Annotated in this window: 23 protein-coding genes and 1 pseudogene; 6 read left to right on the top strand and 18 right to left on the bottom strand. The window is 38.4% G+C overall.

What is annotated here, in order from left to right; translation table 11 throughout:
* From BLS38_RS10510 to rpe, 6 genes are all read right to left on the bottom strand, one after another.
* Positions 1–1593 (bottom strand): peptide chain release factor 3, encoded by a 1593-nt coding sequence (locus BLS38_RS10510; RefSeq protein ID WP_092749372.1) that lies wholly within the window; start codon positions 1591–1593, stop codon positions 1–3.
* Positions 1594–1764: 171 nt separating this feature from the next.
* Positions 1765–2256, bottom strand: coding sequence for a methylated-DNA--[protein]-cysteine S-methyltransferase (locus BLS38_RS10505; RefSeq protein WP_092749370.1), 492 nt, complete (start codon positions 2254–2256; stop codon positions 1765–1767).
* A 52-nt stretch (positions 2257–2308) separates the two neighbouring features.
* A complete protein-coding gene (locus BLS38_RS10500; RefSeq protein WP_171258571.1) occupies positions 2309–3097 on the bottom strand; it encodes a copper resistance protein B in 789 nt (262 codons plus the stop codon).
* Positions 3084–4913 carry a copper resistance system multicopper oxidase gene (locus tag BLS38_RS10495; protein ID WP_092749366.1) on the bottom strand — a complete coding sequence of 610 codons (1830 nt, stop codon included), beginning with the start codon at positions 4911–4913 and terminating at the stop codon, positions 3084–3086. The genes BLS38_RS10500 and BLS38_RS10495 overlap by 14 nt, the downstream gene beginning before the upstream one ends.
* Positions 4914–4961: 48 nt before the next feature.
* Positions 4962–5378 (bottom strand): hypothetical protein, encoded by a 417-nt coding sequence (locus BLS38_RS10490; protein ID WP_092749364.1) that lies wholly within the window; start codon positions 5376–5378, stop codon positions 4962–4964.
* A gap of 69 nt (positions 5379–5447) precedes the next feature.
* A complete protein-coding gene (gene rpe / locus BLS38_RS10485; protein WP_092749362.1) occupies positions 5448–6119 on the bottom strand; it encodes a ribulose-phosphate 3-epimerase in 672 nt (223 codons plus the stop codon).
* Positions 6120–6395: 276 nt separating this feature from the next.
* Between rpe and BLS38_RS10480 the strand changes: the two genes are divergently transcribed.
* The 3 genes from BLS38_RS10480 (at position 6396) to BLS38_RS10470 (ending at position 10122) form a co-directional block, all read left to right on the top strand.
* The gene (locus BLS38_RS10480) at positions 6396–6908 is read left to right on the top strand and encodes an RNA polymerase sigma factor (RefSeq protein WP_092749360.1); all 513 of its coding nucleotides are present in this window, start codon (positions 6396–6398) and stop codon (positions 6906–6908) included.
* A gap of 235 nt (positions 6909–7143) precedes the next feature.
* Positions 7144–9285 carry a TonB-dependent siderophore receptor gene (locus tag BLS38_RS10475; protein WP_092749358.1) on the top strand — a complete coding sequence of 714 codons (2142 nt, stop codon included), beginning with the start codon at positions 7144–7146 and terminating at the stop codon, positions 9283–9285.
* 132 nt (positions 9286–9417) lie between these two features.
* Positions 9418–10122 (top strand): DUF4198 domain-containing protein, encoded by a 705-nt coding sequence (locus BLS38_RS10470; RefSeq protein WP_092749356.1) that lies wholly within the window; start codon positions 9418–9420, stop codon positions 10120–10122.
* A 63-nt stretch (positions 10123–10185) separates the two neighbouring features.
* On the opposite strand, the gene fghA is transcribed toward BLS38_RS10470, so the two are convergent.
* The 5 genes from fghA to tsaB all read right to left on the bottom strand — a co-directional run bounded on the left by fghA (position 10186) and on the right by tsaB (position 14871).
* Entirely contained in the window at positions 10186–11016 is an 831-nt protein-coding gene (fghA, locus tag BLS38_RS10465; RefSeq protein ID WP_092749354.1) for an S-formylglutathione hydrolase, read from the bottom strand.
* 9 nt (positions 11017–11025) lie between these two features.
* On the bottom strand, positions 11026–12447 hold the full coding sequence (locus BLS38_RS10460) for a C13 family peptidase (protein WP_092749352.1): 1422 nt from the start codon (positions 12445–12447) through the stop codon (positions 11026–11028).
* A 112-nt stretch (positions 12448–12559) separates the two neighbouring features.
* Positions 12560–13372, bottom strand: coding sequence for a class I SAM-dependent methyltransferase (locus tag BLS38_RS10455; RefSeq protein WP_092749504.1), 813 nt, complete (start codon positions 13370–13372; stop codon positions 12560–12562).
* Positions 13372–14193: an undecaprenyl-diphosphate phosphatase gene (locus tag BLS38_RS10450; protein ID WP_092749350.1), complete on the bottom strand. Its 822-nt coding sequence runs from the start codon at positions 14191–14193 to the stop codon at positions 13372–13374. The genes BLS38_RS10455 and BLS38_RS10450 overlap by 1 nt, the downstream gene beginning before the upstream one ends.
* 15 nt (positions 14194–14208) lie before the next feature.
* On the bottom strand, positions 14209–14871 hold the full coding sequence (gene tsaB / locus BLS38_RS10445) for a tRNA (adenosine(37)-N6)-threonylcarbamoyltransferase complex dimerization subunit type 1 TsaB (protein ID WP_092749348.1): 663 nt from the start codon (positions 14869–14871) through the stop codon (positions 14209–14211).
* A 203-nt stretch (positions 14872–15074) separates the two neighbouring features.
* Between tsaB and BLS38_RS10440 the strand changes: the two genes are divergently transcribed.
* Together BLS38_RS10440 and BLS38_RS10435 are read left to right on the top strand one after the other, a co-directional pair.
* Entirely contained in the window at positions 15075–15617 is a 543-nt protein-coding gene (locus tag BLS38_RS10440; protein WP_092749346.1) for an NUDIX hydrolase, read from the top strand.
* 34 nt (positions 15618–15651) lie between these two features.
* Positions 15652–16998 carry an anthranilate synthase component I family protein gene (locus BLS38_RS10435; RefSeq protein ID WP_092749344.1) on the top strand — a complete coding sequence of 449 codons (1347 nt, stop codon included), beginning with the start codon at positions 15652–15654 and terminating at the stop codon, positions 16996–16998.
* Here BLS38_RS10435 and BLS38_RS10430 read toward each other — a convergent pair.
* The 7 genes from BLS38_RS10430 to BLS38_RS10400 all read right to left on the bottom strand — a co-directional run bounded on the left by BLS38_RS10430 (position 16987) and on the right by BLS38_RS10400 (position 24553).
* Positions 16987–18180 (bottom strand): glycosyltransferase, encoded by a 1194-nt coding sequence (locus BLS38_RS10430; RefSeq protein WP_092749342.1) that lies wholly within the window; start codon positions 18178–18180, stop codon positions 16987–16989. The two genes, BLS38_RS10435 and BLS38_RS10430, sit on opposite strands and share 12 nt — an antisense overlap.
* 20 nt (positions 18181–18200) lie before the next feature.
* Entirely contained in the window at positions 18201–19286 is a 1086-nt protein-coding gene (gene hisC, locus BLS38_RS10425) for a histidinol-phosphate transaminase (protein ID WP_092749340.1), read from the bottom strand.
* Between the two features lie 45 nt (positions 19287–19331).
* Positions 19332–20636, bottom strand: coding sequence for a histidinol dehydrogenase (hisD, locus tag BLS38_RS10420; protein WP_171258576.1), 1305 nt, complete (start codon positions 20634–20636; stop codon positions 19332–19334).
* A gap of 121 nt (positions 20637–20757) precedes the next feature.
* Positions 20758–21447 (bottom strand): ATP phosphoribosyltransferase, encoded by a 690-nt coding sequence (hisG, locus tag BLS38_RS10415; protein WP_092749336.1) that lies wholly within the window; start codon positions 21445–21447, stop codon positions 20758–20760.
* Positions 21448–21450: 3 nt separating this feature from the next.
* On the bottom strand, positions 21451–22713 hold the full coding sequence (gene murA / locus BLS38_RS10410; protein WP_092749334.1) for a UDP-N-acetylglucosamine 1-carboxyvinyltransferase: 1263 nt from the start codon (positions 22711–22713) through the stop codon (positions 21451–21453).
* 7 nt (positions 22714–22720) lie between these two features.
* Positions 22721–22972, bottom strand: coding sequence for a BolA family iron metabolism protein IbaG (gene ibaG, locus BLS38_RS10405; RefSeq protein ID WP_092749332.1), 252 nt, complete (start codon positions 22970–22972; stop codon positions 22721–22723).
* Positions 22973–23104: 132 nt separating this feature from the next.
* Entirely contained in the window at positions 23105–24553 is a 1449-nt protein-coding gene (locus BLS38_RS10400; RefSeq protein WP_092749330.1) for an RNA polymerase factor sigma-54, read from the bottom strand.
* A 528-nt stretch (positions 24554–25081) separates the two neighbouring features.
* Between BLS38_RS10400 and BLS38_RS13220 the strand changes: the two are divergent.
* A pseudogene (locus BLS38_RS13220) lies at positions 25082–25176 on the top strand (DUF1345 domain-containing protein); the annotation flags it as partial.

Raw genomic sequence — 25176 nt, 5'->3', positions numbered from 1 at the left:
TTAGTGCTCTCTGGTATTTCTAAATTCAACATCTGGCCAACGCTCTTGCATAATTTGCAAGTTCACACGGCTTGGTGCCAAATATGTTAAATGGCCACCACCATCTATAGACAATTGGTCATATGCTTTCTTTTTAAATTCATTCAGCATTTTTTCATCGTCACAATGAACCCAACGTACTGTATTTACATTCACAGGCTCGTACACACAATCCACTTTGTATTCTTCTTTGAGGCGGTAAGCCACCACATCAAACTGCAATACGCCAACTGCACCAACAATCAAATCATTGTTAATTTGTGGCATAAAGACTTGTGTTGCACCCTCTTCAGAGAGCTCTTTCAAACCTTTTTGTAGCTGTTTTGACTTTAACGGGTCTTTCAATCGCACACGGCGAAACATTTCAGGCGCAAAGTGCGGTATGCCCGTAAAATGTAAAGACTCATTGTCGGTAAAAGTGTCACCAATTTGAATTGTACCGTGGTTATGTAAACCAATAATATCGCCCGGCCACGCTTCTTCTAAATGCTCTCGCTCACCGGCAAGAAACGTCAAAGCATCAGAAATACGAATATCTTTACCTAAACGGACATGATTCATTTTTAAGCCTTTTTCATATTTGCCTGAACAAATACGCATAAAGGCAATACGGTCACGGTGTTTAGGGTCCATGTTGGCTTGAATTTTAAATACAAAACCAGAAAATCCTGTTTCTGTGGCTTCGACCGATCTTTCTTGAGTTGGATGTGCTTTAGGTCTAGGTGCCCAATGAATAAAAGCATCTAAAATATGGTCTACACCAAAGTTACCCAAAGCTGTACCAAAAAGTACAGGAGTTTGTTTGCCTTGTAAAAATAGGTCGTGATCTAATGTATCTGCAGCCATTTGTACAAGCTCTAAAGACTCTTCAAAGGCTTTGAAAGACATGTCACCAATTTTTTCACGAATATCTGGGTAGTCATAGCCATCACGGACTTCAATATCTGTAATCTTTGAGCCGAAACCTGCTTTATATACATACGTTTTGTTTTCAGCAATATGGTATACACCTGCAAAATCACGCCCCATACCGAGTGGCCATGTAATCGGTACACAACGAATTTTCAGGACATTTTCAATTTCATCCAGTAATTCTAAAGGCTCTCGAATTTCTCGGTCCATTTTATTCACAAACGAGACAATCGGCGTATCACGCATACGACATACGTCCATGAGTTTAATGGTCCGATCTTCAACCCCTTTTGCACCATCAATCACCATCAGTGCCGAGTCTACTGCGGTCAATGTGCGGTAGGTATCTTCAGAAAAGTCTTCATGACCCGGTGTATCTAGTAAATTAATCACATGTTGTTTATATGGAAACTGCATCACTGACGTTGTAATGGAAATACCACGTTCTTTTTCCATTTCCATCCAATCAGAAGTTGCAGAGCGGTCAGATTTACGGCTTTTTACCATACCTGCCACTTGAATTGCTTTCCCCCATAACAGTAGTTTTTCTGTCATGGTGGTTTTACCCGCATCGGGGTGAGAAATAATCGCAAATGTGCGACGCTTGGCAACTTCAGTTGCTAATTCTTGTGCAAGACTCATCAATCATTACCTACTGCAAACTTGCAGCGTTCAGAAAAATATATAGGACGAATGCCCCTATTGTAACAGATTAGGAACAGCTTTAAATGGATGCTGTTTATAAGGCATTCTGAACTACATTGGTCTTCCTATATCTATAATATGTACGTGATGATGTGTTGAGTATATACATCATACCTGCTCTAAATCTAGTAAATATTGTTTGTTTTTCAGACCGCCCGCAAATCCTCTCAAGTCACCTTGCTTACCCACCACCCGATGACACGGTACAATAATTGACAATGGATTATGTGCAATTGCTGTAGCGACTGCTCGGACTGCTTTAGGACGATCAATATCAGTGGCTAAAGCCCCGTAAGATGTTGTTTGACCGAGTGCAATACCACACAATGCTCGCCAGACTTGTTTTTGAAAATCTGTGCCAAATAAAAATTTGGTCGGCACATCAAAAGACTGTCGCTCATGATTAAAATATTGCGCGAGCTCATCTTTTGCCTGTACTAAAATGTTGTGTTGATCACTATGGTTATACACGTGTAAAGCATATGGTGTTTTGCAATCGTCATACCAACAAATTGCAACCAAAGCCTCATCATCAGCAATCAAACGCAAATTCCCAACTGGACTAGAAACTTTCATTTCAAATAACTCAGGCACTTGCATAAGATGTTCCTAAAAAAAGAAGGCAAGTATAAATTCATACTTGCCTATTATATTAAAACTTCAGCAAAAGCCCAATACCTGCATACACAGCATGGTCTGATGGTTCTTGATGTATCTCTACCATGTGTTTAGGTGCAGTTTTATAATGATAAGCCACATCAATAAAAGGCATTACTATTTTATTGATTTCATATCTTACTTTTAAACCGCTTTCCACATTGGCAAGCCCCGTTTTATTGCCAAATTTCGCGCGATCTTGCATGACCCACGTTGTGTCTAAATATGGCTGTGCAATGAGTTTTTGCGTAAGCAAAATGTCACGACTGGTCTCAAGCTGTACAGCGCTATAACGATACTGTCCTACATACAGATAAGCATTGGTCTCAAAAAAGTAAGGCGCTAAACCATGTATTCCCACCACCGCATCTAGGCGTTTTTGATGTTGTGGTAGATTATCATCTTGACGATATCGTAGACCTGCCTGTGCATCCCAAAACGTAGCAATATTTCGGCTATACAATGCAGTTACATCAAACGTATTACGCTCAGATGTTTCTTTTTCCTGTGTTGCATATAAAAATAGCTTATTTTCATCATTACCAACCCAGCCTTCAAATGAAGTTGACCATATATTTTGCCCACCATCTGCCCAAAGCCATGTATTTTCTAAAGATCCCGCCATAAAAATATCATTGCCATGGTCATGCATTTCATCACGATCAACCATTGCGTGATTCATGGCTGAGTCATTCATATCCATCATATTATGTTGTGTCGATGCAAAAACAGTAGTGCCATACAAAGTCACTGCTAAAAACACACCCAGTTTAGTGATGTACATGAGCATCTCCTTGCTGTGATGTTTGAGGTGCTGAGACGTTGTTTGTATTGGCATGTGAATGATCTGCGACATGCGTATCAACTTTAGCCACTGTGAGTGTATTCATCATGCCTGCATTCATGTGATACAACAAATGACAATGCAAGGCCCAATCGCCAAGCTCATCTGCTGTGAGCAATACACTCACTGTTTTACCAGGTGGTACAATAATAGTATGCTTTGATGGCATATTTTTAGGTGACTGACCATTATCTAACTGCACAAACATGCCATGCAAATGCATTGGATGCGCCATCATACTTTCATTCACAAACGTTAATTTCACACGCTCGCCATACTTTACTTTCAGCGGAGTCGCTTGTGAATACTTTTTCCCATTAATGGTCCAAATATAACGCTCCATATTGCCACCCAATACCATAACAATTTCTTGGCTTGCAGGGCGTGTGTCTGTTTGAGGTGTCAATGCTTGCAAATCTGAGTATTGCAACATTTTTGCACCTTTCGGTGTACCTGCATTTGCCCAACCCTCAAGCTTTGGTTCAGAGACCATATCTTCCATATTGTGTGCAGACATATTTGGCATGTCATGCTTCATATCTTCAGGGTTCATGGGCATATCGTGATTCATATCTGTGTGATCCATCGGCATATCGTGATTCATACCTGCATGGTCCATCGGCATATCGTGATTCATACCTGCGTGGTCCATCGGCATACTGTGATTCATATCTGTGTGATCCATTCCCATATCAGACATATTCAGTAAAGCACGTGGGCGATGAGCTGGTATTTGCCACTGTACAGTAGGAGCACCTTCACGCTTGAGTTCACCCAATGCAAATCCACTGCGATCTATTGATTCTGCCTGAATCTGATAATGGTCTTGTACTGGCTCGACAATTACATCATACGTTTCGCCTGCACCAAATCTAAACTCATCTACAGTAACAGGTTTCACTGCCTGCCCATCAGCACTCACCACAGTCAGTTTTAAATTTGGAATTCGTACATCAAAAAATGACATTGCAGAGGCATTGATAAACCGTAAACGAATTCTTTCACCTATTTTAAATGAATCACTCCATGGCTGTGTTGGTGTAAAACCATTCATTAAAAAGGTATAACCTGTCACATCACTTAAATCTGTTTTGAGCATTCGCATTTGAGCCCACATCTTTCGATCTTGCCATGTGTTTGCAAGTCCTTGGCCTTTGACCTGTTTAATCACATCGAATAAAGTTTCTCTTTGATTTTGGTAATAATCTGCAGATTGTTTTAAATTCGCCATAATTCGCTGGCTAGATTGGGTATGAAAATCTGACAATAGAATCACATGGTCTTGTTGTACTTTTTCCGCTTCGGGTTGTACTTGACCTGACTTTGGATAAACAATAAAAGCACCATATACACCATCTTGTTCTTGGCCTTGACTATGTGCGTGATACCAATAGGTTCCTGTTTGGCGAACTTTAAAGCGATAAACAAAATCACCTTGTGGCGCAATCCCTTTAAAACCACCTAAGCCCGGTACACCATCCATCATATTTGGCAAAAGTAACCCATGCCAATGCAATGATGTAGGTTGATTTTTCAGTGTATTGTGCACATAAATGACAGCCTCATCACCTTCTTCAAAAGTAAGTGTTGGCGCAGGAAGTTGTCCGTTGACTAAAATTTTCTTGACCGGCTTACCAGTCACCTGAACGGTTTTCTCAGAAATTGAGAGATGATACTCTCGCACTTGCGCTTGAGTGAATTGTGCGACATACACACATAACAGCATAATACTGTAACGTATCCATTGATTAGACATTTGCTCACCTTGATCTATTTTAAATAATAAAAATCTTCTAGATAAACGTTAGTTTTTCGGTGGTCTAATAATTTGCGTCCAATAACCTGAATGGATTTGTGATTTATACGGAATTAATATGATTTTATCTAAAGCGACTTCAGGAGGCGTCAATTGTAAATCATGTGCTAACGCTGAAATAAAACTTATATTTTGGCAATGCAATGTCTGACAATCTAAACACCCAGATTGATGTGGTATCACACTCACATGCTTTACTTTTTCAGCTGAAACACAATCATTCATATCCATCGTCATATGTGTCGATGTTCCATGATGATGTTCAGTACAATCATCTTGCATGACTGTAGAAGACATGGCTTTATCATGCATCATAAATGTAGATGCATTGGCCACAGTTGCACAGCCCACCGCAATTGCGATGAGTAAGCGAAACATTACGGCCAGTAGACGCATTACATTCATGATTTTTACATGACTCACATATTTAATGTATTACTGTTTAAGTAAAGAATACAACAACTAGATAAAATATCAAACTTGTGCCAATTCTGCACGCATTTGGTCAATCACAGTTTTATAGTCAGGTTGATTAAAAATTGCTGAACCTGCTACAAACATATCTGCACCTGCCTCGGCAATCGCTTTAATATTTGCAGGGCTCACTCCCCCATCCACTTCTAAACGAATGTCACGTCCACTGGTATCAATAATTTGACGTGCTTGACGAAGCTTTTCTAGTGTCATTGGAATAAATTTTTGACCACCAAAACCGGGGTTTACACTCATCAGTAAAATTTGGTCAACTCGATCTAACACATAATCTAAATAGTGTAATGGTGTTGCAGGGTTAAACACTAAACCTGCTTTTGCCCCACCCGACTGAATCAGTTGTAATGAACGGTCGATATGATCACTAGCTTCTGGATGAAAAGTAATAATATCTGCACCTGCTTCTAAGAAATCACCAATCATACGATCTACTGGTGACACCATTAAATGCACATCTATTGGGGCTTTGATGCCATAATTTTTTAACGCTTTACATACACCTGCACCAAAAGTTAGGTTAGGTACATAGTGATTGTCCATCACGTCAAAGTGAACCACATCTGCACCTGCCTCAAGCACCTTTTCAACATCTTCACCTAAACGAGCGAAATCGGCTGATAAAATAGATGGAGCAATTAAATATGGCTTAGACATAAAAGACCTAACAAAGATGCATTAAAGAGAGCATTATCATAACAAAATCTTCGTCAATAATATAAAATTAGGTGAGTTTTATATTATTGACGAAGATTTTTTCTTCACAAAACTTGATGCACATATCTTTTTGCCACTAAAAAAGTTAAAAAAATCTCAATATAAGAGATTGCAGCATTAAAAATATAATAATAATCATTATTGCTTATATACATAGAAATTTAAATATGATTAATATATATAACTCTTTTATTTTGTTCACATATTACCCATTTTATGGAAAAATGCACCCATCTAGATTCTTTTCATCAGTTTTACCATCAACACTATGGTTGGCTGTATCAGTGGTTATCAAAATATTTTACGTGCTCTTCTCAAATCGACGATATTATACAAGATACTTTTTATAAGATCATTTTACGCCCAGAGTTAATGACTGAAATCAAAGATGCTCGACCATTTTTGGCTAAAACTGCAAAAAATATGATTATTGATCGAGCCCGTAGAACTAAAATAGAGAAAAACTATATTTGTACACTCGATCATGAGCATTATGAAGGCTGTGCAACCACACCTTTAGAACATGTAATCTCTATGGAACTTGCCACTCAAATTACCCTTGCAATCGATAATTTAGAAGATAGACCCAAACAAGTCATCACGATGTACTATTTACAGGGAATTAGTCAGGTCAATATCGCCAAAAAACTTTCTTTGTCTACCAAGACTATCCAAGCAGATTTAATAAAAGCCATTTCATACTGTAAGCATCACATTCAAAATATTTGAATTCAATAGAAGTTCTATCAATCGCTCTTATCATCTATGAAGCACATTTTGGGAATTAACAGCATAGAAAATCTATATTTACTACCACTACATTTACTACCACTACTGTATCTAGGCAACCTATTTAATATATATAAATAGCTTAAATTACTTCCTGTTTCTCATTCTCATTCGTCTTATATATTAGGTAGTCCAATTTAACTGCCTATATATTTTATATTGGGGCTTCACAATCATGAGCAAACAAAACTTCTCCTACCCTTCATTCAGATTCACACTTAAACCACTTTGTGTATCAATATCTGTGGCACTGCTATCTACGTCAGTGTTTGCACAAACAGAAAACTCTGACACAACAAATGACTCACATGCCGTATCTCTGCCAACACTGCATAGCCAAAGTCACACAAATGGTTACTCTACCTCTCAAGCGACCAGTCATTCCACACGAGGTGCTAATACCATCAAAGAAACACCACAGTCAATTCATATCATTACCAACAATATGATTAAAGACATGAATGCAGGTGGTTCCATCGAATCAGCTTTAAGTCTTGGTGGTATTGGTAAAGGCAATAATTTTTTAAATAGTATTACATCATATAATGTGCGTGGTTTTAATACTTCTGAGTATTATCAAAATGGCTTTGCTGGTAATAGCGGTTTTGGTAACCCATCTCCAGATAGCGTTAGCATCGAAAGTATTGAAGTTTTAAAAGGTCCTGCAGCTCAGAGCTTTGGACGAGGTGATCCCGGTGGTGTATTTAATATTATTACCAAACGTGCACAAAATACAGCTGCCTATCAAGCAGGCATCAATGCCGATAACCAAGGCACTAAACGCGCAACGTTTGATGCAACAGGCCCAATTTCCGACACATTAATGTATCGCACCACAGCGGCCATCGAAAAAAGTGAAACTTTTCGAGACTACAGCAAAAATGATAAGCAATTTATTGCACCAAGTTTTATTTATCAGCCCAATGAGTCGACCGAAATACTATTTGATGTTGCCTACACCCACTTCAAAAACCGTCTTGATCGTGGTGTACCTACAAATACCAATTCAACATCACTCTATTTAAGTGATCCAGTCACTGGTTTATCTACAACGGATAATTTAGTAAACCAACTCCGATTAAAATATCAAATAAACCCTAAGTGGCATATTGAAACAGGTTTGCAATACCTCAAAGGAAGTTCAAAAGGATTGTCACTTGATCCGGGTGCGATCAACTTCAATACCAATACTGTGGCTAGAACCCTCATTAACCGTAATAATAATTGGAATAATAAAACTGTACAGACATATCTATACGGTCAATTTGATACGGCATCTATTCAGCACGACATCACTACAGGTTTAGAATACCGTGAAGATGACATGAGCTCATACCAAGAAAGTACAGCAGGCCCCATACTTAACTTGAATAATCCAACATACAACGTACCACTCACGGGTTATAGTTTGAGGTTTAGTCGCTTCCCCAATAGCCACATTAAAAACAGTGCAATTTCACTCCAAGATGAAATCACTTTTAATGAGCATCTAAAAGCCTTCTTAGGACTACGCTATGAAAACTACCGTGCCCAAAGCAAAACACTTACAACAACGGGCACAACTTATAGCAAAACCAAAGCAGATAACCTCACACCACGTCTTGGGCTCAGCTACAACATTACTCCTTCTGCAACTGCTTATATTAATTACTCGGAATCATTTACCCCCAATGCAGGAACAGATAGACAGAACCAAAACTTTAAGCCTGAACGTGGTCAGTCATGGGAAACAGGTTTAAAATTTGACTTACTTGACAATACGCTACAAGTGACTGCAGCTGCATTTCATATTAATAAAGAAAATGTACTCACAGCAGATCCACTGAACCAAACACTCCCTAATGCCACACAATATAAAGTGACTGCAGGCGAAGTTCGTAGCCAAGGATTTGAACTGAATATCAATGGGCAAATTAATCCCAACTTACGTGTCAGCAGTTACGCCTCTTATACCGATGCTAAAGTCACTAAAGATAATACCATTGCTGTAGGTCGTGAATTACCAAACTCGGCTAAATTTAGAGCAGGGTTACTGAGTATGTATCAATTCAGTGGTATGTTTGAGAATTTATCGATAGGAACAAATTTTCAATATGTAAGCAGTTTATATAGCAGCACCAATACGACGCGCTACAAATTACCAAGCTATACCACAGTCGACCTACTCACCAGCTACAACGTCAACTCAGCATTAACAGCAAAATTTAGTGTCAAAAATTTATTTAACAAAACATATTACGACCGTCCATGGATCGATACAATTGTGTATCCCGGTGCACCAATCACTGCACAATTGAGCTTAGATTTTAAATTTTAATCATATTCAAAACACTGCTTGTACCAGTATAGATTTTTAGCGTACTAGATACCGATGAATCACGCATAAAAACGTTCAAATCACTCACGCTACAACTGTTGTTCTAATCCAATTTATCTAAAAGGTATTTTAATGAAACTCAAAACTTTCAGCGTATTACTTTTATCCACATTCAGCATGTTCACCCAAGCACATAATATATGGCTTGAATCGAACCCAACCAATGCCAATGACTTTTATTTAAAATTTGTCAACGATGATGGCATAGATGTACCGTATACATTAGAAAATATCAAATCAGTACAAGGTAGTAATGCACAAGGGAAAATTGTCGAATACCAAGAAAATACAGCGAATCATCTTATACATTTTAACTTCACACAACCAATTACGCTAAGTACTGTCGCTTTTGATTACGGTATTTGGTCTGAACAACCCGATGGAAAATATGTTAAACGCCCTCGCTTTGAAGTCGAAGGCTCACCTAAAGCAGTGTGGGCAACAAAATATCATAAAAGCATTTTAAGATGGAATAATCAGGTGATTAAGCCACAGAGTCAGGCGCTGGAATTTATTCCAATGACCACAAAACAGCCTCAACAAGGACAGTCACTAGACATTAAGATTTTATCTGACGGTAACCCGGCAGCCAACTTGCCTGTAGACTTTGGGGGTGAAGGTGCAACATATCATACCAATGATCAAGGCATCGTCACTATTCCTGTCAAACCCAACCGTAATATTATTTGGGTCGGAAAGCGCACACCAATTATCAATGACAATCGTGCAACCGAATCAAGCATAGAGTCCACTTTGATATTCTACGCTAAAGACTAACTCTTTATTTAATGCAAGCATGCATCTGTTTATGCTTGCATTATTTTTTCCGTCTTGGAAAAACTAAGATTTTGAATGAAAGCGCAAATGGTCTGCGATAAAACTTTGTATAAAGTAATAGCTATGGTCATAGCCTGCATGCTCTCGCAACATGAGTCTTTGACCCACTTTTTGGCAAACCTGCTTGAGTAAATGAGGGTTTAATTGCGAATAAAATTGATCATTTTCTCCTTGATCAATTAATACTTCATCAAAAAGTGCGCCTTTTTGCTGAATCAATGCCACAGTATCATGCGCGGACCAATCACCTGTACTTTCATCACCTAGATATGCCTGAAATGCTTTTTGCCCCCAATCACACTGTGTTGGTGCACAAATTGGAGCGAATGCAGATACTGTTTTAAATTTTTCTGGATATTTCCATGCGAGAGTCAGAGCACCATGCCCTCCCATGCTATGCCCCATAATGCCAATTTTTTGACGGTTAATTGGGAAATTTTTCACCACATGCTCATAAAGCTCATCAACAATATAACGCTCCATCTGAAAATGCTCAGACCACGGCGTTTGTGTTGCATTAATATAAAAACCTGCACCTTGACCTAAATCCCAGTCTTCATCATCTGCTACACCATCACCTCTTGGTGACGTATCAGGCATAATTAAAATAATGCCTAAAGTCGATGCAATTTTTTGTGCATGCGCTTTAATGGCAAAGGTTTCCTCATTACAAGTCAGCCCAGCCAAAAAAAACAATGCCATACATACCTGACCGTGTAAGGCTTTTGGTGGTAAATATACTGAAAATTTTGCTTCATTATTTAATGTATTTGATGACCATTGATACATACGTTGTTCGCCATCAAAACACATATTTGATTGTATTTGCTTCACAGTAATCTCCTAAGGCTGACTCATCTGTACAGGTTCAATATGATTGATTGGTATGGCAGGATTATTACTTGGAAATAAATGTTTTTCTAATTGTGGAAGCATCAGCTCCATATTTTTACCTAAAGACCATTGCGGTTCAGAAGGTTCAAAATCTTGTGCATTTTCCCATTTAGATACAGTGGCTTGCGCATCTAAAAATGCATCGTGTAGTGTTGTTTTTTCACGCATTGCTTGATCAAAGAAAGCGCGGCCAAAATAAGTATAGTCCGCTTGACTATTACAGCCAAAAGATGAACGATCTGCTGCAGATGCAGTAATAACTAAAGTATTATCTGACTGTAATGCAGGGATAAAACTGCCCGAATAGCATGACGAAATCACTATCACCCGCCATTTAATACCTGCTTGATCTAGAGCGCCACGTAGCCAACGTGGGTCTACTTGTTTTAAATCAATCGGAGCATTTTCAAGCTCAAACTGATTAGCTAAACCATGTGATGTCATATATAAAAACAATACATCGGTATCTCGATTCATTTGCTGACCAATACGGTTGAGTGCAAGCTGTATACTGGTTTGCGATGCAATCGGCAGTGTCGTACCCGTATCTGGGTCATTTACCAATTGAACCGAACGTCCAAGCGTACCAAAGCGTGTGTCAAACTGTGCTTTTATCCGTTGAACTTCTGAGCTAAATACTGAGTCATAACTGTCACCTGCAACCCCCAAAAAGTACCAATGAGTTTGTGCAAAGTCACCCAACTGTATTTGATCGAGTGATTTTTTCAGTAAGTTTCCTTGTGCATATAACACATCTTCTGAAATGCTCGGAGCAACATCTTCAACCTTCCAAATCGGTTGCTCTTTCACAGACATTTGCCACACAACCAAAGTACACACTGTAGCAAACATAATGAGACATCTTTCCCACCATGGCCATTTTAACTCACGAGAAAAGACCCAAATTACCGCTATACTTTGCCAAACAAATAAAATCATAAAAAAGTTAGGCAAAAAGTTATATATGCTGTCTGGTAAAAAATTAAGTATATTGTTGTCACCCAAATACTGTAAAAGACATTGTATTAATAAAATATTACTATCTAGAACCAACCACAACAGTGCAGGCACAAGCATGAGTCGCTGATTATTCATACGTTGCGATAAAAAAATACCAACAATTAATGCAATAAAAGGCCACAGTGCGTAGCTAATCAAGCCTTGTGGATTGAGTGAGCCAATCTGACCTGCCACCATCCAGCTATACAGTGTGTTTACACCACCTGCAACAACACCCCAAAATAGAAATTGGAAAATAGAAGGATGTACCACTTGCAATGACTTACGTGACCCCAAAAACAACCAGAGCCCTGCTGTTTGGTTACTTTTTAAGTCATGCCAGAAGTTAATGGAAGGCTTTAGATCAATCATTTTTTGCGAGTCCGCAACCACATGGTTTATTTAGGTAGTGTATGATCGCTCTAAACTGAAGCAACATATTTCTAGGTGCTGTTGCAAAGATTACGTCACACCAAATTTATTCTTACTCTGTCGAATTCATGCAAAAATAGCCATCAAAACGGCATGCATCCCCCAACCATTGATGCTGAGGGGTATCATTATTTAAAAATACCGCATGACGAGGACGTTTTACAATGACTCTTTTAGCAATCTTTTGTGCTTGTAACAATAATGCATCACCCAAGTCCATTTCACCGTCTTCAGGCAAGAGTAAATGCAATATTTGCATTTGTTTTTTAACTTGTGCTTGTTTTTTAGGTCTTTGCTGATTTTGGTCACGCTGTGGAAACATCGGATCTAGATACACCACATCAATTTTTTGTTGCTTGGCATATTGCTGTTCTAAATAGTCTTCTGCATCTGCAAATACCAATGTAATATTTGCAACAACTGAAGCAAGAAAAGGATCTATTTGTGCCCTTTCATAACTTGCTTCAAGCAAGGTAAATAAAATTGGATGGCGCTCTATCAACGTGACTTTGGCGCCAAACTTAGCCATCAGCAAACTGTCATGCCCTAAACCTGCTGTCGCATCAATGAGTCGAGGCTGATCATTGGCTTGTGTTGCTCTGGCTAACATTTCAGTTTTTAATGTTGCTCGTTTTAAACGTCCAATTTCAGCATTCCAATCAGGCTGCATTTTCATGCCATTGGCACTCAAACTTAAGCCATCGATATCTAATACCAAAGCAAGCTCTGGATTTAAACGTAGAAATTTTGCATTGATGAGTGCAACCTCTTGAGGATCGATTTCTACGCCACGCGTAAATAACCGTACTCTTAAATCATTTAATTGATCTACACATTGTTGCGTATACCAGCAGGTCAAACGCATTACCAATGCACCCAACCTGTCCACCATGTGAGTAAAATAAATAAGCCAAAAACAATACGGTAGTATGCAAAAACCATAAAGTTGTGTTTAGACACATAGCGAATCAATGCACGAATAACAATTAAAGCTGAAATAAAAGCAACGATAATACCCACAGCCAATACTTCTAAATCATTGGTATGTAAGTCATGGCGCATTTTATACATATCTAATAGGCCCGCTCCCATTAATACAGGAATGCCTAAAAAGAAAGAAAATTCTGCAGCAGCTTTTCTAGAAATACCTAAAAATAAAGAACCAATAATGGTTGAACCTGAACGAGAGGTTCCGGGAATAAGTGCAAAACATTGGATTAAACCAATCAACATGGCTTGCTTCAAACTAAAGTCATCTACTTCATGACTCACCACTTGATGCTGACGGCGCTCAGCCCAAATAATAATAAACCCACCGACAATTAAAGCAATTGCAACAGTCACGACATTAAATAAGTAAGCTTTTAGAGTTTCACCAAATGTGAGTCCAATCAGCATAATAGGAACAGTGGCAACAATCAGGTTAATACTCAAGCGTCTACCTTGCGCATTTCCTGTAATTGCACCAATCAGTGATCCCCACAGCTTACCCCAGTACTCATAAATGACTGCAGCAATTGCACCAATTTGTACTGCTACTGAAAACATATCTCGTTTTTCTGGCGTCCAAAAGTCAAGTAACTGCCCTGTTAAAATTAAATGGCCTGTACTTGAAATCGGTAAAAACTCTGTAATACCTTCAACCAACCCCATAACGGCAGCTTTTAGAAGTAAAATAATATCCATACGGTGTCCTAATTGTTATGCTTTGCCTTGTTCAGCAATTTTTTTCCAAGCGTTATCTCTTAAATATACAGGCAATGCATGTTCAGCATCGACCCAAACTTTTTTGGCAGCATAATAATGCCCTAAGTAAGCAATATCTTCCGCTGTTGCAGCAATACCACCAAATGTTGAAAATGGTTTTAACAGTGGTCCGCCTGACCCGACCAAAGTAAATTTCATCTGTGTTTGAGCATCTACATAGTTAAGTAACTGCTCTTCTCCAAATGGTTGCATAATTTTATCGTGATCTAACACAAAATGCGCTAAATATACTTCTTTCATTTTTGCATCTAGCACTGTAGTTACTTCGGTTAAGCCATGTAAACGATAGGCTGCTTGCGCCAATGCTTGTAAGGTCGACACAGGTACAACCGGTAAATCATGTGCCCATGCCAGTGCTTGTGTGACTGCTGCATTAATACGTACACCACTAAATGAACCGGGGCCACGACTAAAGGCAATCACATCTAAATCATGAGATTGTATTTTGCAATGCTGCAGTCCTTGCTCAATCATTGGCAATAAGGTTTGAGTTTGCATTTTGGCCTGATGATTCACCATGTTAAACACTAAGTTTGTGTCATGTGTGATCGCCACAGAACATTGCTCATTGGCTGTTTCAAGTGCTAACAGTTTCATGCATGCCCTTCATCAAAAAATAAATACCAAATTGACGCTATCATACGTGAGTCGTCACAACTTCGCGATAGTTTTAAAAAAAATCATCCGTGAACTGCTGTGACTCATAATGAATACAGCAGTATATTGTTTTTAGATCAAAGTGATGCCAAACGTTTTTTTTTAAGTTATGCTTAAACATAACAGGCCAATAGAAGTGACGTATGAACTGTTGTATACATTGCGGAAAACCCACCACTGCACAAATTCCACATGGTGATGATAAACTTCGCCAAGTATGCTCGGCCTGTGGCACCATTCACTACGAAAACCCCAAAGTGATTTGTGGTGCTTTAGTCATTTGGGACGAGCAAATTTTACTGTGCCGGCGGGCCATTGAACCACGTCATGGTTACTGGACATTGCCTGCAGGTTATATGGAGCTCAACGAAACCATGCAACAAGGGGCTGAGCGCGAAACATTAGAAGAAGCCGAAGCACACATTCAGACTGATCAATTATATTGCTTATATGACATTCCTCATATTGGGCAAATCTATGCCATTTTCAAAGCACAGCTCAAAAATGGTGTATTTGGTGCAGGTACAGAAACGCTAGAAAGCCGTTTATTTCACAAACATGAAATCCCATGGGATGAACTAGCCTTTCAAAGTGTACGTAGAACCCTCACCCACTATTTCTCAGACCACGAGCAACAACACTACCCTTTGCATTTAGAAACACTACATCGAACTGCAGATGAGTAAGTTCATTTCATTCACTGTATAAGTTTTATTTTTTATGATGCCCTTGTATAAAAAAGCGATTACCTCATGCCATGCGACAGCAGACCTTTTGGCACAACTTTCTACTCTCCATGGTCTTATCTATTTAAAAGACCATGGTAAACCTGTCATTGGTGTTTTACCCAAACAGTATTGGCAAGTACAACATGGGCAAATGCACTTTTACATTCGTCAAGATGAATGGAACTACAGCCAAGAACCAAGCAACCAAAAACATTTGCTTGAACATACTCAAGCTCAACCAAACACAACATCAATCCCTCTCAACGGCTTTCATGGTGGTTGGATGGGTTTCGTTGGCTATGACTATGCTGCACAACAACAGATCAAAAGCCCATCTCATCCACAGCCTGAGTTATATTTAGGACTCTATTTATCGTATTTAAAATACGAACAACAGCAGTGGTTTTTTTACAGCCATGAACCCAATGCGGAACAAATCTTTCAAAAAATCAGTACGCTTCTTGCTGTTAAAACTTCACTTCAACCATTTAAACTCAATACGCTTTGCCAAGCACAATGGCAAAAGTCACAATATAACCAAGCCTTTCAACAGATCATTGACTACATTCGTGCAGGTGATTGTTATCAGATTAACCTCACGCAAGCTTTCACTGCCCATACACAAGGTGAATTACTCAGTGTTGCCAAAGAATTTTGGTCTCTAACCAATGCACCATATGCAGGCTATTTAAAGCTCAAAGACTTTGAGCTTTTAAGTTGCTCACCTGAACTATTCATTGAGTTTGAAGCTGAACGTGTGATTAAAACTCGTCCAATCAAAGGTACAATGCCACGTTATTTAAATGATTCTAAAAAAGATGAGCAGTCTAAAAGTACACTCAAACATTCAGAAAAAGACCAAGCAGAAAATGTCATGATTGTTGATCTTTTGCGTAATGATCTGAGCATATATGCAGAAACAGGATCGGTAAAAACCAATCAACTGTTTGAAATAGAAAGCTTTCAGCAAGTCCATCATATGGTCAGTGAAATACAAGCCACTCTAAAAAAACACACTCATCCACTACAAATGCTATTCAATGCACTGCCTGGTGGTTCAATTACAGGTGCGCCAAAAATTCGCGCCATGCAAATTATTGCCGAATTAGAACAACACGCCAGAGGCGCATATTGTGGCTCTTTAGGCTACTTCAACTTAGATGGTACAGGTTGTTGGAATATTCTCATTCGATCTATTCAAAAATATCAACACGAATTATCATTATGGGCAGGTGGCGGTATCACGATTGCATCTGAGCAAGAAGCAGAATACCAAGAATGCTTGGATAAAATTTCAGCAATGCAAACCCTACTAAATCGCTATTATTCAGTGCCTTGACGGTGTCGTGGCATGTAACTGTTGCATAGATTGCTCTATCTGCTGTTGTATAGATGGATCTTCCTGCAGCATTAATTCTGTAAAATCCGACTGATACGCTAAAAGTTCACTATTAAGTTGTTCTGAAAAGAATGGTTGTTCAAGTAACCTTTTCCATGCTACATACGCTTCGTTTTGTCTGCCTAATGGCAATGCCAGCGTTAACATTTGGTAATCTAAACCGTAATTTATAATATTCGGCTCCAAGGCGGTACCACCTTCATGATACTGTCTGTACTTTGCAAGCATGGCCATATCATAAGCAATTTGAATATCGCCTAGAGACTTATATAACAGACTCACTTCATATAAGTATTCTAAATATTTCGGACAAATACTGGCTCCTTTTAGCCAAATAAATGTTGCAAGCTCAAATTGCTTATCTTGTTGATACAGCGTACCCAAGTGCCGACATGCCAAATAAGTTTCCATTTTATTTTCTAGCGTACTACCCATGTTTATACGCAGATTAAACCAAACTTTGGCCTGTTCTGTATCACCATAACTATAATACGATGTCGCGCAATAGTATGCATACCGTGCTTTTAACATTGCATCTTGCTCGGTTTCATAGGCCTGCTGCAATAACAATGCATCTTTTAAATATTTATTTGGATCTTGACTTCGTGCACCAAAATGTCCAGTTTGCACATAATAATCACCCGATAAAAGACAACGTGTCACTGTTTCTTTTTCAACTAGAGATTCATGCAATACGCCCACCCAGTGCAAACAGTCATTATTTTTAAACAATAACTGACGGGTATAAAAGAACTCTCTTGCATCACTTTTAAACTGAAATTTATACACGTCTTCACTGAGCATATCAGGTAATTTAAACTGCCCATGAAAACGGTCATCGGCATCAAAGACTAAAATGTAATCTGCCTTACCCTCACATTGTGCCAAAGCAAGATTACGGTTATGAGCAAAATCAACCCATGTATGGCTATGCACCTCACCAGCTAACTGATGCTGTGTTAAATAATGCTCAATCACCGCTATTGTGGCATCTGTAGATCCAGTATCACAAATCACAACATAATCAATGTTAATGTAACTGCGAATATTATTAAGCGTATCTACAATAATATTTGCTTCATTTTTCACAATCATGTTTAAACAAATGCTGTACTTTGGCATCAAATGCACTCTTTTTTTATTTATATGACCAAGTCTTTTAAAGCACCCACTAAACGCATATTTTGTGCATCTGTGCCTACAGTAATTCGCAAAAATTGATTTATACGGTCTTGGTTAAAATGCCGAACAATAATCCCTTGTTCACGCAGTTTTATAGCCAATTGTTTTGCATCATTCGATGTATGCGTCACAAAAATAAAGTTTGCTTTCGATGGCAATACAGTAAAGCCTAAACCTTCTAGCTGATGAATCAAAGATTCACGACAATCCATCACCTTTTGACAGTGTGCCTCAAAATAAGCCTGATCTTTAAAAGATGCTGTTGCTGCAGCAATCGCAAAGCGATCAATCGGATACGAGTTGAAACTATTTTTAACCGCTTCTAACGCCGCAATTAAATGAGGCTGTGCAATAGCAAACCCAACACGTAAACCCGCTAATGAGCGTGATTTAGAGGTCGTTTGACATACTACTAAATTGTCATAACGAGCCACTAGCTTCACAGCAGATGTTGCACCAAAATCTACATAAGCTTCATCGATCACCACCACACGGTCAGGATTATGTTGCAGTAAATATTCAATGTCTGAAAGATCAAGTGCAATGCTGGTCGGTGCATTTGGATTGGCGATAATAATGCCACCATTGGGCTGATTATAATCTTTTACATTGACTTCAAAGTTGGCATTGAGTGCAATTTTTTTGGTTTTTACCGTAAAGAATTGGCTATATACAGGGTAAAAACTATAACTAATGTCTGGCGATAAAATTGGCTCATTTTGAATAAAAAATGCTTTAAAAATATGCGCAAGCACTTCATCAGAGCCATTTCCAACAAACACTTGGCTCAAATCAACACCTTGTTGTGTTGCAATTGCCTGTTTTAACACCGTTGCATCTGGATCAGGATACAGGCGCAATACGTCTGCCTGTTGCTCTAAAACAGTTGCAACTGCTTCAGCAACTTTAGGCGATGGTGGATACGGATTTTCATTGGTATTTAATTTTAAAAGGTTCGTTACTTTTGGTTGCTCACCCGGTATGTAAGGTTCTAACTCACGTACTTCAGGGCTCCAAAAACGCATTTGTTGTGTTGAAACAGCCATCTTTCACCTCAAAAGGGCCATCATGGCCCTTTTATATTCAATAAACTAGACCTGATAACGATAACGAGCTGAACGGGCATGTGCCTCTAAATTTTCTTCTAAAGCCAAAATATCTGCAGCCTGTGCCAAAGGTTTCACACCCTCTTGAGAACACATAATCAAGCTAGAGCGCTTTTGAAAATCATATACACCTAGTGGTGAAGAAAAACGTGCTGTGCCTGATGTTGGTAAAACATGGTTTGGCCCTGCACAATAATCACCAATCGCTTCTGGGGTATAACGCCCCATGAAAATTGCACCGGCATGGCGAATTTGTTCACTCATGGCCTGTGCATCATCCACACATAATTGAAGATGTTCAGGGGCAACCTGATTGATCAAATCAATCGCTTCTGTACGGTCTTTCACCAATACCAATGCACCACGATTTTGAATTGATGTTTTTGCAATTTCAGCTTTTGGTAATACTGTTAAGTGCGCTTCAATCGCCTCAGCAACTGCATTTAAAAAATCTTCGTCAGGCGTAATAAAAATCGCTTGTGCAACTGTGTCATGCTCTGCTTGAGATAATAAATCCATGGCAATCCATTTCGGGTCATTATCACCCTCAGCATACACCAAAATTTCTGATGGGCCTGCAATCATATCTATACCGCATTGACCAAAAACAGCTCTTTTAGCAGCTGCAACAAAGCGATTACCCGGCCCTGTAATTTTATCTACAGATGGCACAGTTTCTGTACCATATGCAAGTGCTGCCACCGCTTGTGCGCCACCAATCGTAAACACACGATGTACACCAGCCAAATATGCAGCAGCCAATACCAATGGGTTTAATTCGCCATTTGGTGCAGGGACCACCATAATAATTTCAGTTACACCTGCCACATGTGCAGGTAAAGCATTCATCAGTACAGAAGAAGGATAAGATGCTAAACCACCGGGAACATAAATGCCCACACGGTCAAGCGGTGTGACTTTTTGACCTAGGGTGTTACCTAAATCATCCACATAGGTCCATCCAGTTTGCTTTTGTGCTTCATGAAATGAACGAATACGCTTCGCCGCGAGCTCTAACGCTTGACGAACTTCTGTATTTAAACCCTCAAATGCTGCTTTTAACTCAGCTTGAGATAACTCTAATTCAGAAAATTGATGCGCAGGATGTCGATCAAATTGTTGTGTTAATTTTAATACATGTGCATCGCCATATTGGCGCACATCTGAAATGATTTGATCTACCGTTGAGAGAAGCTCAGGATCATTGACTGTAGCAAAAGCCAATAGATCAGCAAAGACCTGTTTGAAATTCTGGTCTTGAGTCGATAAACGTCGCATCAATTTACCCACAAGTTTTGACAATATTGAGGCTTAAGTTTAACCCTTTTTTGTCTACTTGTGGGCATTGATGGTCATACAATACTAAAATGTTAATGAAAAAAACATCTCATCAACATTGATTTTACACATATTAAGCTTGGCGAGCGGCGACTGCCTGCTCAAGCTGCGTCATAATCGGATTAAGTAACGCTTGCTTGCGCTTAAAACTCGCTTTATTAATAATCAAACGAGAAGATACCGTACAAATTTCTTCTAATGGCTCTAAACCATTGGCTCGTAATGTATTACCAGTATCAACCACATCCACAATATAATCGCCCAATCCAACCAGTGGTGCAAGCTCCATTGAACCATACAGTTTAATCACATCGACCTGTTCACCAAGGCTGGCATAATATTGGCGCGTGAGATTCACATATTTAGTTGCGATCTTTAAACGCCCTTGAGGTCTTTGCATACCTACTTTTGCAGCAGTCATTAAACGACAATTGGCAATTTTTAAATCAAGCGGTTCATACACATTTTGAGCACCATGCTCCATCAGCACATCTTTACCTGCAACACCTAAATCTGCCGCACCATTTTCAACATACGTTGGTACATCAGAGGCACGTAAAATTAATATTCTGACCAATTTATGTGTTGTTGGAAAAATCAGCTTACGTGACTTATCTGGATCTTCTAACAGATTAATGCCTGCCTGCTCAAGTAAAGGTAATGTTTCTTTTAAAATACGCCCTTTACTTAATGCCAAAGTCAAACCATGATCAAAATTCCCCATTACCTCAAAATTTGGATCATCGTTTTGAAAGTCACTCATGATTTACTCACTTACTCGCTTAATTTGTGCACCAAGGCCTTGTAGTTTTTCTTCAATTTTCTCGTAACCACGGTCAATATGGTAAATACGATCAACTAATGTTTCACCTTCAGCAGCTAAAGCTGCTAAAACTAAAGAAAAAGATGCTCTTAAATCTGTTGCCATTACAGGTGCTGCAGATAACTTATCCACACCCGTCACAGTTGCATCATTTCCTTCAACTTCAATATTCGCACCCATGCGTGACAACTCTGGGACATGCATAAAACGATTTTCAAAAATTGTTTCTGAAATCGTAGAAAAACCACGTGCGATCGTATTCACTGCCATCACTTGGGCTTGCATATCGGTTGGAAATTCTGGATGTGGTAAAGTCCGAAAACTTACAGCTTTTGGGCGTTTACCCTGCATGTCTAGCTCAATCCAATCATCGCCACGTGTTACTTCTGCACCCATTTCCTCAAATTTTTCGAGTACAGACTCTAGCAGTGCTGGATCAGTATGCGTTGTTTTTACACAACCCCCTGTAATTGCAGCAGCCGCTAAGTAAGAACCTGTTTCAATACGGTCAGCAACAACAGCATATTCACAACCATGTAGTTTTTCTACACCTGTCACTACCAAAGTATCTGTATCTATTCCAGATATTTGTGCACCCATTTCTACCAACATGTTTGCCAGGTCAGTAATTTCAGGTTCTCTTGCTGCATTACGAATTGTTGTAATACCATCAGCAAGCACAGCGGCCATGAGAATATTTTCTGTACCGCCAACAGTGACCATATCAAAAATAACTTCGCCACCTTTTAAGCGACCATCAACTTTAGCATGTACATAGCCTGCTTCAACTTCAATATGTGCGCCAAGTGCTTCTAATGCTTTTAAGTGTTGATCTACAGGACGAGAACCGATTGCACATCCGCCAGGTAGAGACACTTTTGCCTCACCATAACGGGCAAGTAATGGGCCTAACACTAAAATAGATGCACGCATGGTTTTTACAAGCTCATAGGGTGCAAATTGGTTAGTTAAAGTTGATGTATCTGCTTTTACAACATCGTTACGGTCATAACTAATTGTAATCCCTAAACCTTCAATCAATTTTACTAAGGTATTTACATCTTTTAAATTTGGTACATTTGTAATAGTAATTGGTGTTTCAGCAAGAATCGTTGCTGCAAGTAATGGCAATGCTGCATTTTTAGCACCAGATATACGAACTTCACCTTTTAAAACATTACCACCTTGAATAATAAATTTATCCATTTGATACTTACACTCCAAATACGCTTGCTTTACGCCATTCTTCTTTTGTCATTGCTCTGATTGTTACTGCATGCACAGAACCATCAGCAATATACGTATTTAATGGTGCATATACCATTTGCTGACGTGCAACAGGACGTTTTTCTATAAAAATATCATCAACTATACGTAATTCAAACTTTCCAGCTTGGCCTGCCACCACAACCTCAGCTTGAGGAAATGCTGTCTTTAAAATTTCTGTCAGTTGCTCGCTATTCATAATAAAGACCTCATGGTCGACCTAAGACTAAAAGTCGGCTATTTTACTATAAACACGCCTAGTAATTCATTAACTCATCTATAATTTGACACAAAAAATATATAAAGGAATTTATAGCAAAATAGCATCTGATTAAATAATTACTTTACGCTCAGAAGAAGAAGAAATACGCAAAGACTCTCTATATTTAGCAACTGTACGTCTTGCAACATCTATTCCCTCTTCTTTGAGCAAATTTGCAATTGTATTATCAGACAGTGGTTTACATGGGTTTTCAGCAGCAATAATTTTTTTAATCATTGCTCTTATCGCTGTTGAAGAACACTCTCCCCCTTCAGATGTACCTACATGGCTTGAAAAAAAGTACTTCAACTCAAAGAGCCCTTTAGGTGTTAATACATATTTATTTGTAGTAACACGTGAAACTGTTGATTCATGTAGTTCAACTTCATCAGCAACATCTCTCAAAACCAGTGGCTTCATAGCTTCAGCACCTTGCTCTAAAAAGCTTTTTTGATGCTTTGCAATGCATGTTGCAACTTTTAATAGTGTTTTATGACGTTCATCTATACTCTTTATAAAATTTTTTGCTTCTAACATTTGATTTTTTATATATTGATTGTCATCACTTTGATCTGCGCGTTTAATCATACCTGAATAAAAAGAATTTATTCTAAGCTTTGGTAAAATGTCTGGGTTAAGTTTAACTCGCCATACGCCATCTTCTCTTAAAATAACAACATCAGGGATTTGATATTCCGTTTCACTTTCTTCAAAATCAATACCAGGATATGGCTTTAACGTTTTAATAAAAACCAATGTTTGCTTTAATTCATCAGCCTTTAAAGCCGTTGCTTTCAATAATTTATTTAAGTCATTATGAACTAAGAACTGATAATGATTTAGAACCTTTCTAGCATTTAATTCCAATATTGTTGAGTAACTCATATTTTCTAGTTGAATCATTAAATGTTCAATCAATCCACGAGATCCTATACCAATAGGATCCAATTGTTGAATATATTTTAAGACAACTAATACTTCATGTTCTTCAACACACTCGTATTCAAGATCGGCTTGAAGCAATAACTTATTAACTGCTTCAGCAATTTCATCAAGTGTTTCAGTTAAAAAACCCTTATCATCTAAAGCATCAATAATACAAAATGCAATCAAACGATCAATTTTTGAAAAGTTTAATAAATTAACCTGATTTTCCACATGCTGTTTTAATGATGTATGCGTTACCCTATTATCCTCTCTCTCCTCAAAGTCCGCGGCACCCAGTGTCGTTGGCTGATGAGTATAAATATCATCCCATTGCGTATCAACAGGAAGCTCATCTGGAATAAAATCACTATTGATTGCATCTGAAAGCTCTTGATTAGATTGCTCATGTACTTCAACTTGCTGATCTGAAGACTCTAGTTCTATTCTCTCTAATAACGGATTACTTTCTAGCTGAAGTTGAACCTCTTGTTCGAGCTCTAGATTAGAAAGTTGCAACAATCTAATTGCTTGTTGCAACTGAGGTGTGAGTGATAAAGAGTTACTCACTCTTAAACCTAAAGACAACTTCATAATAACAAATCCCTTTAACTAGCAAAATCTGTGCCGTTAATGTTTTTTATAACACATGGTTTGTATAAAAAATACAATTTTAAGAAATATCTTTAATATTTATATAGCTCAAAACTCCAAAAATACATTAGCTCGGAACACATATAATTTAAATGATCGGCTTCTTTTATTACAAAGATCATACACAAGCCTTAAAGATCGTATATTCTAGAAATATGATTGAATACTTCTTCCTTTACTTGTACTTAGGTTTACATCATTTTTACTTAATGAATATCTACATAAGAGCTTGGACGAGTATAACCAAACTCTATATACAATCTTTTTGAATCCTTTGGCTCATTTCTCAACCATTTCCAATCTAGAGTTATTTGTTTGGTAACCCTGTACTGACAGTAGTCTATTTATTACAGTTAAATAACTTCCAATAGCACTTCTTGACTGCTAGAAATTTTAGATAATGATTTATAGTTTTATATAGGAATAGGGAAAATCCTTTAAATATTATCTTTGATGCTTTTTTATAAGATGAGGCGTTTGAATACACTACATTTGTTATTGGCATTTGCATATAACACATTGATTTTAGCGATTTGTATTAATATAGCGGCGAGTTTGCTGAG

This window comes from Acinetobacter boissieri, from assembly GCF_900096955.1.
GTDB classification, from domain to species: domain Bacteria; phylum Pseudomonadota; class Gammaproteobacteria; order Pseudomonadales; family Moraxellaceae; genus Acinetobacter; species Acinetobacter boissieri.
This window is presented reverse-complemented; position numbering and strand designations above follow the sequence as displayed.

What these genes read in the sequence shown, in the direction of transcription:
- BLS38_RS10455 (WP_092749504.1), bottom strand. Translation starts at nt 13,372, where the DNA reads ATGCGTTTGACCTGCTGGTATACGCAACAATGTGTAGATCAATTAAAT.
- BLS38_RS10510 (WP_092749372.1), bottom strand. Translation starts at nt 1,593, where the DNA reads ATGAGTCTTGCACAAGAATTAGCAACTGAAGTTGCCAAGCGTCGCACA.
- BLS38_RS10400 (WP_092749330.1), bottom strand. Translation starts at nt 24,553, where the DNA reads ATGAAGTTGTCTTTAGGTTTAAGAGTGAGTAACTCTTTATCACTCACA.
- BLS38_RS10505 (WP_092749370.1), bottom strand. Translation starts at nt 2,256, where the DNA reads ATGCAAGTGCCTGAGTTATTTGAAATGAAAGTTTCTAGTCCAGTTGGG.
- BLS38_RS10450 (WP_092749350.1), bottom strand. Translation starts at nt 14,193, where the DNA reads ATGGATATTATTTTACTTCTAAAAGCTGCCGTTATGGGGTTGGTTGAA.
- BLS38_RS10435 (WP_092749344.1), top strand. Translation starts at nt 15,652, where the DNA reads ATGATGCCCTTGTATAAAAAAGCGATTACCTCATGCCATGCGACAGCA.
- BLS38_RS10495 (WP_092749366.1), bottom strand. Translation starts at nt 4,913, where the DNA reads ATGTCTAATCAATGGATACGTTACAGTATTATGCTGTTATGTGTGTAT.
- BLS38_RS10430 (WP_092749342.1), bottom strand. Translation starts at nt 18,180, where the DNA reads ATGCCAAAGTACAGCATTTGTTTAAACATGATTGTGAAAAATGAAGCA.
- ibaG (WP_092749332.1), bottom strand. Translation starts at nt 22,972, where the DNA reads ATGAATAGCGAGCAACTGACAGAAATTTTAAAGACAGCATTTCCTCAA.
- BLS38_RS10460 (WP_092749352.1), bottom strand. Translation starts at nt 12,447, where the DNA reads ATGATTGATCTAAAGCCTTCCATTAACTTCTGGCATGACTTAAAAAGT.
- BLS38_RS10490 (WP_092749364.1), bottom strand. Translation starts at nt 5,378, where the DNA reads ATGAATGTAATGCGTCTACTGGCCGTAATGTTTCGCTTACTCATCGCA.
- BLS38_RS10475 (WP_092749358.1), top strand. Translation starts at nt 7,144, where the DNA reads ATGAGCAAACAAAACTTCTCCTACCCTTCATTCAGATTCACACTTAAA.
- BLS38_RS10470 (WP_092749356.1), top strand. Translation starts at nt 9,418, where the DNA reads ATGAAACTCAAAACTTTCAGCGTATTACTTTTATCCACATTCAGCATG.
- rpe (WP_092749362.1), bottom strand. Translation starts at nt 6,119, where the DNA reads ATGTCTAAGCCATATTTAATTGCTCCATCTATTTTATCAGCCGATTTC.
- BLS38_RS10440 (WP_092749346.1), top strand. Translation starts at nt 15,075, where the DNA reads ATGAACTGTTGTATACATTGCGGAAAACCCACCACTGCACAAATTCCA.
- hisC (WP_092749340.1), bottom strand. Translation starts at nt 19,286, where the DNA reads ATGGCTGTTTCAACACAACAAATGCGTTTTTGGAGCCCTGAAGTACGT.
- murA (WP_092749334.1), bottom strand. Translation starts at nt 22,713, where the DNA reads ATGGATAAATTTATTATTCAAGGTGGTAATGTTTTAAAAGGTGAAGTT.
- hisG (WP_092749336.1), bottom strand. Translation starts at nt 21,447, where the DNA reads ATGAGTGACTTTCAAAACGATGATCCAAATTTTGAGGTAATGGGGAAT.
- tsaB (WP_092749348.1), bottom strand. Translation starts at nt 14,871, where the DNA reads ATGAAACTGTTAGCACTTGAAACAGCCAATGAGCAATGTTCTGTGGCG.
- BLS38_RS10480 (WP_092749360.1), top strand. Translation starts at nt 6,396, where the DNA reads ATGGAAAAATGCACCCATCTAGATTCTTTTCATCAGTTTTACCATCAA.
- BLS38_RS10500 (WP_171258571.1), bottom strand. Translation starts at nt 3,097, where the DNA reads ATGTACATCACTAAACTGGGTGTGTTTTTAGCAGTGACTTTGTATGGC.